The sequence below is a fragment of the Streptomyces sp. NPDC056160 genome, from assembly GCF_042268205.1.
In the GTDB taxonomy this organism is placed as follows: Bacteria; Actinomycetota; Actinomycetes; order Streptomycetales; family Streptomycetaceae; genus Streptomyces.
On the sequence record NZ_JBHJUW010000027.1, the window covers coordinates 34,357 to 48,291 of the forward strand.

General features: G+C 74.3%; 11 protein-coding genes and 1 pseudogene. 9 read left to right on the plus strand and 3 right to left on the minus strand.

What is annotated here, in order from left to right; genetic code table 11:
* Window positions 1–151: 151 nt before the first annotated feature.
* Window positions 152–724: a heme-binding protein gene (locus tag ACFC02_RS12935; RefSeq protein WP_376355850.1), complete on the minus strand. Its 573-nt coding sequence runs from the start codon at window positions 722–724 to the stop codon at window positions 152–154.
* A 308-nt stretch (window positions 725–1,032) separates the two neighbouring features.
* Here ACFC02_RS12935 and ACFC02_RS12940 point away from each other — a divergent pair, with 308 nt between their 5' ends.
* Window positions 1,033–2,391, plus strand: coding sequence for a sensor histidine kinase (locus ACFC02_RS12940; protein WP_376355852.1), 1,359 nt, complete (start codon window positions 1,033–1,035; stop codon window positions 2,389–2,391).
* Window positions 2,392–2,444: 53 nt separating this feature from the next.
* A complete protein-coding gene (locus tag ACFC02_RS12945; protein WP_376355854.1) occupies window positions 2,445–3,191 on the plus strand; it encodes a response regulator in 747 nt (248 codons plus the stop codon).
* 217 nt (window positions 3,192–3,408) lie between these two features.
* Here ACFC02_RS12945 and ACFC02_RS12950 read toward each other — a convergent pair whose 3' ends face one another.
* The gene (locus tag ACFC02_RS12950; protein ID WP_376355856.1) at window positions 3,409–4,857 is read right to left on the minus strand and encodes a purine-cytosine permease family protein; all 1,449 of its coding nucleotides are present in this window, start codon (window positions 4,855–4,857) and stop codon (window positions 3,409–3,411) included.
* Between the two features lie 60 nt (window positions 4,858–4,917).
* Between ACFC02_RS12950 and ACFC02_RS12955 the strand changes: the two genes are divergently transcribed.
* The 7 genes and pseudogenes from ACFC02_RS12955 to ACFC02_RS12985 all read left to right on the plus strand — a co-directional run bounded on the left by ACFC02_RS12955 (window position 4,918) and on the right by ACFC02_RS12985 (window position 13,418).
* Window positions 4,918–5,604, plus strand: coding sequence for a TetR/AcrR family transcriptional regulator (locus tag ACFC02_RS12955; protein WP_376355858.1), 687 nt, complete (start codon window positions 4,918–4,920; stop codon window positions 5,602–5,604).
* Between the two features lie 247 nt (window positions 5,605–5,851).
* On the plus strand, window positions 5,852–7,471 hold the full coding sequence (locus ACFC02_RS12960; protein WP_376355860.1) for an amidohydrolase: 1,620 nt from the start codon (window positions 5,852–5,854) through the stop codon (window positions 7,469–7,471).
* A gap of 159 nt (window positions 7,472–7,630) precedes the next feature.
* Window positions 7,631–8,395: a FadR/GntR family transcriptional regulator gene (locus ACFC02_RS12965; protein ID WP_376355862.1), complete on the plus strand. Its 765-nt coding sequence runs from the start codon at window positions 7,631–7,633 to the stop codon at window positions 8,393–8,395.
* Window positions 8,396–8,782: 387 nt separating this feature from the next.
* Complete coding sequence (locus tag ACFC02_RS12970; protein WP_376355864.1) at window positions 8,783–9,742, plus strand: dihydrodipicolinate synthase family protein; 960 nt, start codon at window positions 8,783–8,785, stop codon at window positions 9,740–9,742.
* Between the two features lie 230 nt (window positions 9,743–9,972).
* Window positions 9,973–10,875: pseudogene (locus ACFC02_RS12975) on the plus strand (ROK family protein); the annotation flags it as partial.
* Between the two features lie 233 nt (window positions 10,876–11,108).
* A complete protein-coding gene (locus tag ACFC02_RS12980) occupies window positions 11,109–11,891 on the plus strand; it encodes an N-acetylmannosamine-6-phosphate 2-epimerase (protein WP_376355866.1) in 783 nt (260 codons plus the stop codon).
* Between the two features lie 60 nt (window positions 11,892–11,951).
* Window positions 11,952–13,418 (plus strand): sialate:H+ symport family MFS transporter, encoded by a 1,467-nt coding sequence (locus tag ACFC02_RS12985; protein WP_376355868.1) that lies wholly within the window; start codon window positions 11,952–11,954, stop codon window positions 13,416–13,418.
* On the opposite strand, the gene ACFC02_RS12990 is transcribed toward ACFC02_RS12985, so the two are convergent.
* Complete coding sequence (locus ACFC02_RS12990; protein ID WP_360971900.1) at window positions 13,406–13,933, minus strand: NUDIX hydrolase family protein; 528 nt, start codon at window positions 13,931–13,933, stop codon at window positions 13,406–13,408. The genes ACFC02_RS12985 and ACFC02_RS12990 overlap by 13 nt on opposite strands.
* Between the last annotated feature and the right edge of the window lie 2 nt (window positions 13,934–13,935).

Consider the following 13,935-nt stretch of genomic DNA (forward strand, 5'->3'; position numbering starts at 1 on the left):
GACGAGCGGGCGGGCAAGGAAGGAGCGGGCGCGGGTGGCTGCGGAGTGTACGGACAAGTGTGGGGCGGCGCGCGGGGCGGGGGCCCGGCACGCGCCGCCCCCGGACGGCCCCGGGACGGGACCGCCAAAACACAACGGGGCAGGGCCGGGATCAGCGGCCGTCGGCGATGGCCGCGGCGCCGGCCTGGGCGAACTTCTCGTCCAGGTCACCGGAGGGCGCGCCCGCCACACCGATCCCCGCGATCGGCGCGTCGCCGTACGCGACCGGGGCGCCGCCCGCCAGGAACAGCGTGCCCGGGATGTCCTTGAGCGTGGGCGCCGACTCCAGCCGCTTGACCAGCTGGGAGGTGGGCGCGTTCCAGGACACGGCGGTGTACGCCTTCTTGACCGCGGAGTCGTACGCCTGCGGCCCGGCGCCGTCGCCGCGCAGGGTGACGATCGTGTTGCCGTTGCGGTCCACCACCGCGACGCTCACCCGCTGGCCCTCCTTCCGAGCGGCCTTCAGCGCCGCCTCGGCGGCGTCGGTGGCGGCGTCGACGGTCAGGTGCGTGCTGGTGGTCGTGGCCTTGCCCTTCACCGCGGCGGCGGCCACGGCCGGAGCGGCGGCCGGGGTGTCGGCGGAGGCGGACACGGCGCCGGCCACACCGGCGCCGACCGCCGCCAGGACCGCCACTGCGGTGACGGCCTTGGCACGGGTGGAGAACTTCTCGGCCTTGTGCTGCATCAGGGCAACTCCCAGTCATGTCGCGTTCCCCGCTCCCGAGGGGCGGGCCGGTGTCGCGGCCCCCGGTGCTCCGGTACGGGGGAAGCAGCGCTTCCTGCGCTGTGCTTCCAGCCTCGGGCCGCCCGCTCCGCGCACCCGTCGGCGTACCGGCTGGTTCCGGCGGGCGGGACGGCCGATGCCGGGGTCATCCGATCGGTTGACCCCGCGGGGCCGCACCGGGGCGACAATGTCAGTGCTCGCCCAGCCCGGCAGCCATGTCCGTACGTCCCTGTGTCACGTCCTCACGTCCCGGCCGGGAGGAGCAGCCCATGCCGTCGTCCAGGAGCCGAGCCTCCCGCGCCCGCCCGCAGCCGGTCGACGGCGAGGCACGCACGCTCGCGTTCGTCGTCCATCTCGCCTTCTTCCTGCTGCTGCTCTCCGCGCTGGTCCGCTACGTGCAGCGGCACGGCGCCCAGCCCCAGGTGCCCGCGGTCCTCGCCCTGGCGGGCGTGCTGGCCCTGCTCTACGTCGTCGGACGGCGCACGGCGGCGGGCGCGACCGCCGGGCGCGCGCCGGAGCCTCCTTCCGGGAGCGGCCCACCTCCTCCCCAGGGCTCCTCTCAGGGCCTCGCCGCCGTGGCGGCCCCAGCCGTCCCCACCGGCTCCGGGCGACCGGCCCTCACCGGGCTGTCGTGGCTCGGCACCCTGGTGGCGGTCTGGGCCGTGCTGGTCGCCCTGGCACCCAGTTTCGCCTGGTGCGCGGTGCCGCTGTTCTACACCGCGCTGCGGACCCTCCCGGCGCGCGCCGCGTACACGCTGGTGGCGTTCTTCACGGTCTTCGTCGTCGTCGCCCAACTGCGGCTGGCCGACCGCCTCGACGTCGACGTGGTGGTGGGCCCGCCGGCCGTCGCCCTCCTGGCGACCGCGGTCTTCACCCACATGGACCGCCAGGCGACACGCCAGGCCGCCCTGATCCGCGACCTGGTGCGCACCCGCCGCGAACTGGCCGCCACCGAACGCCGCGAGGGCACCCTCGCCGAGCGCCAGCGGCTGGCCATGGAGATCCACGACACCCTCGCCCAGAGCCTGTCCAGCCAGCGGATGCTCCTGCAAGCCGCCGACCGGGTGTGGCGCACCGATCCCCAGCAGGCGCGGGCCCACGTGCGCACAGCCGCCTCCATCGCCGAGAGCAGCCTCGCCGAGGCCCGCAGGTTCGTGCACGACCTGGCGCCCGCCGACCTCGCCGGGGGCGGCGGCCTGGAAGCGGCCCTGCGTACACTCGCCTCCCGCGAGAGCACGGCGGAGCGCACCGTGACCTGCCTCGTCGACGGTGCACCGGGCCCGGCCGGGTTGCCGGAGCGGGTGCAGTCCGCGCTGCTGCGCATCGCGCAGGGCGCCCTCGCCAACGTCCGCGAGCACTCCGGCGCCCGCCGGGCCGCCCTCACCCTCACCTACCTGGGCGACCAGGTCCGCCTGGACATCGCCGACGACGGCCGCGGCCTGGACGCCTCGGCCCTGCCGGAGCGGGCCTTCGGGGTCCGGGGGCACGGGCTGCCGGCGATCCGCGCCAGGGCCGGTCAACTGGGCGGCACCCTCACCGTCGAGTCCGCCCCCGGTGACGGCACCGTGGTCTCCGCCGCCGTACCGCTCCATCCCACCCCCAGCGCCGCGGAGGCTCCCGCACCGTGACTCGCCCCGGCCCCACCGACCCCACCCCACCCACCCTGAGGCTCACCGATCCCATGCAACCCAGCGAACCCGCAGGACCCAGCGAACCCGCCAGTCCCGTCAACCCCGCCGGCCCCGGTCCCGTCAACCCCGCCGGCCCCGGTCCCACCGAGTCCGGCGGCCCCACCGGAGCGACCTCCGTCCGGATCGTTCTGTGCGACGACCACGCCGTGGTCCGCGCCGGGCTGCGCGCCCTGCTGGGCAGCGCCCCGGGCATCGAGGTCGTGGGAGAGGCGGACACCGGGGCGGAGGCCGTCGCGCTCGCCGCGAAGCTCGCTCCCGAGGTGGTCCTCATGGACCTGCAACTCGGGGACGGGACGGACGGTGTGGAGGCCACCCGCCGGATCACCGCCGCATCCGGCGGTGCGGTCCACGTCCTGGTCCTGACCACGTACGACACGGACGCCGACATCACCCGCGCCATCGAGGCGGGCGCAACCGGCTATCTGCTCAAGGCCGAGCGTCCCGAGGAGCTGTTCACGGCCATCCACAGCGCGGCCGCCGGCCGTACCGCCCTGTCGGCGCCCGTGGCCCACCGGGTCATGGCCCGGATGCGCAGCCCGCGGCCCACGCTCACCGGCCGCGAGCGCGACATCCTCGGCCAGTTGGCCCGGGGGTTGACCAACCGGGACATCGCCAAGGCGCTCTTCCTGAGCGAGGCCACGGTCAAGACGCACCTGGGGCGCATCTACGACAAGCTCGGCGTCGACACGCGTGCGGGCGCCGTGGCCGTGGCCAAGGAGCAGCGGCTGCTGTCGTGACCGGAGGTCGACGAGCCGGGGGAGGAATGCCGGACGGGCCAGGGAGGAATGCCGGACGGGCCAGGGGAGGAATCTTGGGGGAGGGGGAGCACATCACCCGGGAACTCCCGCCCGGGGCCACCCGGGACCGCGACTTGCCGGTCGATGCCGGTCGATGCCGGTCGATGTCCGTCGACGCCGGTCGGTGCCTCCCGGCCGGGCTCCCGACCGGCCCGAACTACCGCGGGAGGGCGGACCCCGCCCTCCCGCGCATGAGGGCGGCGTAGAGCGCCGAGGCGACCACGAGCCCCACCGGCAGGGCGAGGTCCACGCCGCCCAGGGCGGTGGCGAGAGGTCCGGTGCAGTAGACCGTGTCCACGCAGAGCGAGGCGGCGGCGGTGCCCGCCAGGACGGCGACGGCGCCCGCCCGGTTCACGCCACCGGCGTACCAGAAGGGGCTGCCCGGGGTCTCGTCCATCAGGGCGCGGCCGTCGTAGCGGTTGCGGCGCAGCAGGATGTCGGTGGCGTAGACGGCCGTGCTGGGGCCGAGCAGCGCGACGGTGAGTTGCAGGACGTTGTTCACGGTGTCGAGGAAGTCGGAGACGAGCAGCGCGTACAGCGTCAGGGAGACCGAGACCGTGCCGTCGACGAGCACGCTGAGGGAACGGCGGATGCGCACGCCCACGGCCTGGAGCGCCAGGCCCGCGCTGTAGGCGGTCAGGGCGTTGATGGCGATCGTGCCGAGGATCAGCGCCAGCAGGAAGACGGGGTCGAACCAGGAGGGGAGGATCTTCTGCAGCGCGCCCTGCGGGTCGGTCATGTCGACCGCGGTGGCGGCGAAGGCGCCCAGCGCGCAGACGACGGTGCCCGGCAGGAAGCCGCCCAGGGCCGTCCAGCCCACGATCGCCCTGGCGGAGGTGGTGCGGGGCAGGTAGCGGGAGAAGTCCGCGCTGGTGGTGTACGACAGCGGGCCCGACGCGACGAGGGCGACCCCGGCGAAGACGGCCGCCCACAGGCCGGTGCCGGTCAGCGGGTGGCCGGGGGCGTAGGAGAAGTCGGTGTGTCCGACCACGGCGATCGCGACCCCGATGAAGGTCGCGGTGAGCACCAGGGTGATCGGGAGGTACAGCCGCATGATCAGCCCGTGGCCGTACACGCTGACCGTCAGCGTCAGCGCCGCGACGACCACCACGACGACGATCTTGACCCCGGTGCCCACGGGTATGCCGGCCTTGCCGACGAGGGAGAAGGCCGCCGTCGCGGCGGCGGCGAGGTTGAGCGCGAAGTAGCAGACGGAGATCAGCCATCCGACGACGGCGTTGTTCACGCGGTTGCCGCGGATTCCGTACATCGCCCGCGTGATCACCTCGCTCGGTGTGCCCGCGGCCGGACCCGAGACGGCCAGCACCCCGGTCAGCAGCCAGAAGGCGTTGCCCACCACGATCACCGCGAGCGACTGCCACAGGTTCAGGCCCATCAGGACCAGCGCGCCGCCGACCACCAGACTGAGGTAGTTCACGTTCGCGGCGGCCCATACGGAGAACAACTCCCTTGGGTGGCCCCTGCGTTCGCCGTCCGGGATGTGATCGATGCCGTGCGCCTCGACCCGGGCCGACCGGTCCGCGGGCGGTGGTGGACCGGGACAGTCGTCGACGTCCGGGTTCGGGTCGGGGGTCGTGGACACCATTGTCGCTCCGAGCACTTGCACGACTTGCTTATTGGTCGGACACTCAATAGCATCCGCGGTATGTCGTCAAGCGCCAGCCGCAAACGAATTCGCAAAGACCCGGCCACGCGACGTGCGGAAATCGTCGACACCGCCGCACAGATCGCGCTGGCCGAGGGCCTGGAGTGCATCACGCTGCGCCGCGTCGCCGAGGAACTGGACGTGCGTCCGGGGCTGATCAGCCACTACTTCCCGTCCGCGGACGATCTGGTCGCCGAGGCCTTCGGCTGCGCCGCGACCGGCGAACTGGACGCCCTGATCCCGCCCGAGCGGCCCGAGGGCACCCCGAAGGACCACCTCGCACGCTTCCTCGCCCGCACGGTGGGGGACGCCTACGACTCGGTGAGCCGGCTCTGGATCAACGCCCGGCACCTCAGCCGCTACCGGCCGGTGCTGCGCGACCGGGTCCTCGAACAGGAGGCCGCCTGGCGCGGACGGCTCGGGGACGTCATCCGGCAGGGCGTCGCCGCGGGTGAGTTCCACACGGACGACGTGCCGGTGGCGGTCATCCAGATCCTGGTCGTACTCGACGGCCTCGGCGCCCACGCCAACTCCGGCACCGCGGACCGTTCGCCCGCGGTGAGCCGTATGGCCGTCACCACGGCGGAACACGCCCTGGGGCTCCCCGTCGGCGCGCTCGCCCGCCCGGCCGAGGGTGCGGCGGGCCCGGAACCGGGCGCTGTGCCCGATTCCCCTACGGCACCATGAGCCGTCGAGCCGTCGAGCCGTCGAGCCGTCGAGCCGTCGAGCCGTCGAGTCATGGATTCGTCGATTCGTCGAGCCGTCAGGAGCGAGCCACCAGTGCCTCTGGCATCACCAGTGCCTCTGAAGCACCACCAGCGTCTCTGGCACCACCAGCACCCCCAGCGCCTCTGCACCGCCTGCACCACCAGCACCCCCAGCGCCTCTGCACCGCCTGCACCGCCTGCACCAACAGTCCCGAAGGAGCGACCCTGTGTTCCCCGATCTCGTCCTGCTCTCCGCCCGGCTGCTCGACCCGGGCACGGGCTCGCTCCTGCCGCACACGGCGCTGGCCGCGGGCGGCGGTCGCATCACGTACCTCGGGGACGACCGCGAGGTCCGGGCGCTGGCCGGACCGGCGACGACGGTGATCGACCTGAAGGGCGCGGTGGTCACCGCGGGTTTCACGGACGGGCACGTCCACCCCGTCTCCGGCGCCGAACGCACCATGGGCGTGGACCTCTCCGGCTGCCGCGACCTGGCTGCCGTGCGTACGGCCCTCGCCGGGCGGGCCGCGACCCTGGTTCCGGGCGCGTGGCTGCGCGGCTGGGGCCTGGACCCGAACGCCTTCGGTGACGCGCCCGTCGCCGCCGCCTCCCTCGGCCCGGTCGTCGACGGCATCCCCACCCTGATCGACCTGTTCGACGGACACTCCGTGCTGGCCAGTGCCCGCGCGCTGGAACTGGCGGGTGTCGACGGCCCTCGGCGCTTCGAACAGGCAGCCGAGATCGTCTGCGACGACGCGGGCCGTCCCACAGGCCTGCTGCTTGAGGACGCCGCCTGCGAACTCGTCGAGGCCGCGGCCCCCAAGGCCACCGAGGCCGAGGTGCGGGCGCGCACCGGCGAGGTGCTGCGCGAGATGGCGGCGGCCGGCCTGACCGGCGGCCACGCCATGGACGCCAACGGCGCGACCCTGACGATCCTCGGCGCGCTGGAGGCCGACGGCGGCCTGCCGCTGCGACTGCGGGTGGCGCCCTGGTGCCAGCCGGGCGCCGACGCCGACGCGGTGGCCGAACTGGTCCGGCTCCAGGGCACCGGCGGCGCGCTGTGGCGGGTCGCCGGGGTCAAGATGTTCATGGACGGCACCATCGACAACGGCACCGCCTGGCTGGAGCGGCCCGACTGCCACGGCGAGTCCGCGCACGCCTTCTGGCCCGACCCCGACCGGTACCGCTGGGTGGTCGGCGAGCTGCACCGGGCCGGGGTGCCCACGGCGACCCACGCCATCGGCGACGCCGCCGTGCGGCACGTCCTCGACTCGGTGGAGAGAGCCCAGGGCGCGGGCGGGGCGCCGGTACGCCACCGGGTGGAGCACATCGAGACCGTCCCCGACGACACCGTGCCGCGCTTCGCCCGGCTCGGCGTGACGGCGTCGATGCAGCCCACCCACTGCTGCGAGTACACCCGGGCCGACCACACCGACAACTGGTCGCGGCGCCTCGGCGAGGAGCGCGCCTCGCGGGCGTTCCGCTGCCGCGACCTGTGGGAGGCCGGCGCCCGGGTGGTCCTCGGCTCCGACTGGCCCATCGCGCCCTTCCCGCCGCTGGGAGTCATGGCGGGCGCGCGCCACCGCCGCCCCGGCGACCTGTCCCTGCCCCCGCACGGGCCCGAGCAGGCGCTGACGCCGCTCCAGGCACTGCGGGGCATCACCCTCAACCCGGCCTGGGTCGCGGGGGAGGAGGACCGGGCCGGCCGGCTGGCCGTCGGGTACCGTGCGGACCTCACGGTGCTCGCCGGCAACCCGCTCGACGTGGCCGACGCCGACCTCGCCGGGTTGCCGGTGCTGCTCACGGTGGTGGACGGCCGCCCCACTCACCGGGCCGCCGGTCTCTGAGCGCGCGTCGCCGCGACGCGGCGGCCGTGCGGGTCGACGGCGTACGTCGACAGGGCAGCGCAACAGACGTCAGCACCTTCACATCAGACGTCGTCAGACGTCTGATGTCCTACCTTGATAGACTGCGGGCGTGGCATCACGAGGAGAAGGGGGCAAGAGGTGAACTCGTCGCGTCCGCAGGAGTTCCGGACGGCGGCCCGGCCGTCGTTGCGTCAGGAGGTCACGGAGGCGATCAAGAGTTACATCCTCGACAACCGCCTCGGACCGGGCGACCCGCTGCCCTCGGAGGCCGAACTGTGCACCGCGCTGGGGGCCAGCCGGTCCAGTATCCGCGAGGCGGTGAAGACCCTGGCCGTGCTCGACATCGTCGAGGTCCGGCGCGGCCACGGGACGTACGTCGGCCGGCTCAGCCTCTCCGCGCTGGTGGAGGGTCTGGTCTTCCGCGGACTGCTCAGCCCCCAGGACGACTTGCGCATCCTGTCGGAGCTGATCGAGGTGCGCGAGCTGATCGAGCGCGGCATGGCCGAGCGCATCCTGGCGGCGCTGGCACCGGAGGACCTCGACGCCCTCGACGCGCTCGTCGACGAGATGGACCGGCGCGGCGCCGCAGGAGAGGACCTCGCCGAGTGCGACCGGGCCTTCCACGAGCGACTGATGGAGCCGATCGACAACAAACTCGTCGGCCAGCTCTCGCAGGCCTTCTGGGACGTGTACGCCATCGTGGCGCCCCACCTGCAGGGCGTCTCCGAGACGGACGAGGCCGGCACGGTCGCCGATCACCGTGCGATCGTCCGTGCGGCCAGGGACGGCGACGCGGCGGGATTCGCCCGTGCCCTCTCCGGCCACTACGCGCCGGTACGCGCGCGGCTGGCGGAGGCGCGCGCGAGCGACGGCACGCCGGAAAGGGCCGCGCGGACGGCCTGACGGGTGCGGGCTGGAACGCGCGCGGACCAGGGGAGGATGCGGCTCTTCCGTCGACGGCGCCCGACTGGCGCACACGACGCACGCGCGGCGGCTTCACGGCCGAGGGGATGAGGCTGGCCCCGGTCTCCGCCGGCGCTTCGTCGTCAGTCCCGTGCGCCTCGGCTCGCGACGTCGGTCGCCGGAGCCGACGAGTGGCGCGGTGCGTCAGGTTGTCATGTACATGCAATTCACTTCACTGTCCACGCGCCGCCCGAATCTGTGACCCGTTCCCCTCTTGACCTCCACAGCGGGGGAGTGCCTATTGTTCGGACGTCAGACGTCTTATGTCTGGTGTCCTTCCCTCCGCCCCGCCCGGGGACCCCCCAGCACCACCACGGAGAAGCACTCATGCCCTTGACCGCACCCCTGCGCGGTGTCGTCCCGCCCGTCTGCACGCCGCTCGACGCCCACGGTGACGTCGACACGGCCTCCCTCGCCCGGCTGGTCGACCACCTGCTCACCGGCGGGGTCCACGGACTCTTCGCCCTCGGGTCCACCAGTGAGGTCGCCTACCTCACCGACGAGCAGCGGGGTGTCGCCCTGGAGACCGTGGTGAACGCGGCCGACGGCCGGGTTCCGGTGCTCGCGGGCGTCATCGACACCACCACCCCGCGCGTGCTCGACCACGCCCGCGACGCGGCGCGCCTCGGAGCAGACGCGCTGGTGGCCACCGCGCCCTTCTACACCCGCACCCACCCCCGGGAGATCGCCGGCCACTTCCGCCGCATCCGCGACCGGGTGGACCTGCCGCTGTTCGCCTACGACCTGCCGGTGTCCGTGCACAGCAAGTTGTCCGCCTCCCTGCTGCTCGACCTGGCCGCCGACGGCACCCTGGCGGGCGTCAAGGACAGCAGCGGCGACGAGGGTTCCCTGCGTCGTCTGCTCGTCGCGCTGGGCGGCCGGGACGGACGCGCCACGGGCCCGGCCCCCGCGTTCTCCGTCCTCACCGGTTCCGAACTGACCGTGGACGCGGCGCTGCTGGCGGGAGCCGACGGAGTCGTGCCGGGCCTCGGCAACGTGGACCCCGCCGGCTACGTCCGCCTGCACGACGCGGCGCGAGCCGGTGACTGGACGCTCGCCGTGAAGGAGCAGGAGCGGCTGGCCGCGCTGTTCGCCATGGTGGACGCGGGCCCCGAGGACGAGATGGGCCGCAGCTCCTCCGCGCTCGGCGCGTTCAAGGCCGCGCTGCGGCTGCTGGGCGTCATCGCCTGCGGCGACACCGCCTTCCCGCAGGTGCAGCTGAACGCCGCGGCCGTCGCCGAGGTCGACGCACGGCTGCGCGCGGCCGGACTCCCCCCGGTCCGATGACCGCTTCCCCGAAGGCCGGCGCCCGGACTCCCGGCGCCGCCCCACCCGACCTGTCACACGACCCGTCCCCCGACCTGTCACACGACCCGTCCCCCGACCTGTCACACGACCCGTCCCCCGACCTGTCACACGACCCGTCCCCCGACCTGTCCCGTGACCTGTCATGCGATCTGCCACACGGCCGGTCAGGCGCCCCGTCGTCCGGCGCGGCAGCGCCTCGCGCCACACGGCTGGGCGGCCCCGTCATCGGGCTCGACCTCGGCGGCACAAAGATCGCCGCCGCCCTGGTCGGCCCGGACGGCACGGTCCTGCGCCGCTCCATGCTGCCCACCCCGGCCCGCGCCGGCGCAGCGGCGGTCCTGGACGCGCTCGCCGCGGCGGCCCGCGCGGTGGACGACGGCGCCGAGGCCGTCGGTGTCGCCGCCGCCGGTGTCATCGACCCGCGCACCGGCACCGTCACCAGCGCCACCGACTCCATCGCGGGCTGGGCCGGCACCGCGCTGGCCGCGGGCCTGTACGAGCGCACCGGCCTCCCGGTCGCCTGCGACAACGACGTACGCGCCACGGCCGCCACGGAACTCGCCGCGCTCCCCGGCCCGGGCGGTTCCCTCGTGTACGTCGCCGTGGGCACCGGGGTCGGCGGCGCCGTCGCCGCCGACGGCAGGATGCTCCACGGCAGCGCCGGCATCGCGGGCCACCTGGGGCACGTACCCAGCCCGGAGGCCGCGGGACTGCCGTGCACCTGCGGTGGCGAGGGCCATCTGGAGGCGATCGCCGCCGGACCCGCGATCACCGCCCTGTACGCGCGTCTCGGCGGGCGGGCTGCCAAGCGGTTGCAGGACGTGGCCGAGCGCGCCGCCGCGGGGGACGCCGCCGCCCGGGAGGCGATCACCACCGGGGCACGCGCCACCGGCCGCGTCCTCGGCGGCCTGGCCAACGCCCTCGGCCCCGACCGCGTCGTCGTCGGCGGCGGCGTTCCGCGGATCGGCGAGCTGTACCGGTCCGCGCTGACCGAGGCCTTCCGCGCCGAACTGATGGCGCCCCTGCGCGAGCTGCGCCCCGTATCCCCGCGGCTCGGAGCGGACGCGGCCGTCCAGGGCGCCGCCCTGCTCACCCGCACCACCCCGCTCCACGGCGGCCCCGCCACCCCCCGGCCACCCCTCACCGCGGCCCTGCCCGGCCTCACCGCGCCCCTGGCCGACTGCCCAGCGCCCCCGCCCGGCGCGACCCCACTGCCGCCCGGCCCCACCGTGCCCTTGTCTGGCGCGACCCCGCCGTCGCCCGGCCGCCCCACCGCGCCCCTGCCCGACACCGCGGCACCCCCGCCCGGTCCGGCCGTGGCCCCGCATGCTCCAGGAGGAACCCGATGATCCCCACCAGCCCCTCGGACCCGACGCCCTCCTCGGCCCCGAGCACCCCCTCCGCCCCGTCGGCCTCGACTCCGACGCCCCCCACCACCTCGTCCGCGGGCTCCGCGGCGTCCGTCGTCGCCGCCGTCCGGGGCCGGCTGATCGTCTCCTGCCAGGCGCCGCCGGGCGATCCGATGCGGGACACGGCGACGCTGGTCCGGCTGGCGCGCTCCGCGGCGGCAGGCGGCGCCGCCGGCATCCGGGTCAACGAGCCCGACGTGGTGGCCGCCGTGACCGCCGCCGTCGACCTGCCGGTGATCGGGCTGTGGAAGGACGGCGACACCGGGGTGTACATCACTCCGACCGTGCGTCACGCCCTCGCCGTCGCCGAGGCCGGTGCCCAGGTGGTCGCCGCCGACGCGACGGACCGCCCGCGCCCGGACGGCGGCTCCTTCGCCGACCTCGTGGCCGCCGTGCACGCCGCGGGCGCCCTGGTCATGGCGGACGTGGCCACCCTGGAGGAAGGCGTGCGCGCAGCCCGGCAGGGCGCGGACCTCGTCTCCACCACGCTGTCCGGATACGTGCCCGGCTCCCCGCGGCAGTCCGGCCCCGACCTGGACCTGGTCGCCGCCCTCGCGAGCGCGACCGGCGTTCCGGTCGTCGCCGAGGGACGCATCGGCACCCCCGAGGAGGCCGCCGCCGCGCTGGCGCGGGGCGCCCACAGCGTCGTCGTCGGCACCGCCATCACCGCCCCGACCGCGCTCACCCACCGCTTCGTGACGCACCTCACCCGGCCCTGAGAGCCCCCCTCGTTCCCGACCGCGCTCAACGACGAGTCCGTCCGGCATCCTGGAGTCACCGTGCACCACACCACCGCGCCACCGCAGTCCCCCTGGTACCGCCAGGTGGGGCGCAGCCAGTGGAAGTCGTTCTTCGCCGCCTGGATCGGCTACCTCCTCGACGGCTTCGACTTCGTCCTGATCACGCTGGTGCTCACCGAGATCAGCGACGACTTCCACCTCGACACGGTCCAGGCCGCCGGCCTGGTCTCCGCCGCCTTCATCACCCGCTGGCTCGGCGGCGCGGTGCTCGGCGCCCTCGGTGACCGCTTCGGCCGGAAACTGTCGATGGTCGTCAGCATCCTGCTGTACTCCCTGGGCAGCTTCGCCTGCGGGTTCGCCTGGGACTACACGAGCCTGTTCGTCGCGCGGCTCGCCATCGGCATGGGCATGGCCGGCGAGTACTCGGCGAGCGCCACGTACGTGATGGAGAGCTGGCCGGCGCACATGCGCAACCGGGCCAGCGGGTTCCTGATCTCCGGCTACTCGGTGGGCACGGTCCTGGCCGCCCAGGTCTACAAGTGGGTCGTGCCCCACCTCGGCTGGCGCTGGATGTTCTACCTGGGCCTGATCCCCGTCCTGATCGCCCTGTGGATGCGCCGCACCCTGCCCGAGGCCGCCGAGTGGAAGGCGTCGGTCGCCGCGGGCGAGCGGCGGCCCAACCCCTTCCGTCCGCTCTTCACCACCCGTGCCAGGGCCACCGTCAACGTGGTGCTCGCGGTGGCGGCCACGGTGTCCCTCTTCGCCGTCTTCACGCCGCTCGGCGACGGCCTGGTGCCGGTGCTGTCCGTGGTCGCCGGGGCCTGCCTGATCGCCTTCGCGGTACAGCTGGGCGGGCGCCGCGGCTGGCTGCTCTACGTGTCGATGATCGTCACGATCTTCTTCGCGTTCCTGTACTCGTGGCCCATCCAGGCACTGCTGCCCACCTACCTGAAGACCGACCTCGGCTATGACCCCGGTCAGGTCACCGACGCCCTGTTCTACGCGGGCTTCGGCACGATGGCCGGCTGCTGGCTGGCAGGGTTCGTCGGCGACTGGATCGGCACCAAGAAGGCGTACGCCTTCACCCTGCTCGCCTCCCTGGTGTTCGTCTTCCCGGTCTTCGCGGTCAAGGACAGCCTGCCGCTGCTCGGCATCCTGCTGTTCCTGCTCCAGGCCACCAGCTTCGGCATCTCCGGCCTGCTGCCGCGCTACATCGGCGGACACTTCCCCACCCACAGCAGGGCCGCCGCCCTGGGTTTCACCTACAACGTGGGCGCGCTGGGCGGTGCCGTGGCCCCGGTCCTCGGCGCGCGCCTCGCCTCGGGCATGGACCTGGGGCAGGCGCTGGCGGTCCTCACCTTCGCGGGGACGATGATCGTGGTGCTCCTGGTCGGCTTCGACGTGCCCGGCAGGCTGGGCCGCCTGCTCGACCCCCAGGGGCCGGCCGACCACCTCGTCGGGGAAGGGGACCCCGACGTACGGGACGGCGCGCCTCAGTACACCTGACCCACGTGGGCGAGCGCCTGCTGCAACAGCACCCCGTGCCCGCCCGGCATCTCGCTCTGGACCGCGACGGAGGCCGCCTCCTGCGGTGTGAACCACACCAGGTCCAGTGCGTCCTGCCGGGGCCGGCAGTCACCGGCGACCGGGACGATGTAGGCGAGCGAGACGGCGTGCTGACGCGGGTCGTGGTACGGCGTGACGCCCGCTGTCGGGAAGTACTCGGCCACCGTGAACGGCTGGAGCGAGGCCGGGACCCGGGGCAGCGCCACCGGGCCGAGGTCCTTCTCCAGGTGGCGCAGCAGTGCGTCGCGCACCCGCTCGTGGTGCAGCACGCGGCCGGAGACCAGGGTCCGGCTGACCGTTCCGTCCGGTCCGATGCGCAGCAGCAGGCCGATACTGGTGACTTCGCCGCTGTCGTCGACGCGCACCGGCACCGCCTCGACGTACAGGATCGGCATGCGCGCGCGTGCCGACTCCAGTTCGTCGGTGGTCAGCCAACCGGGCGTGGTCTCGGTCATGT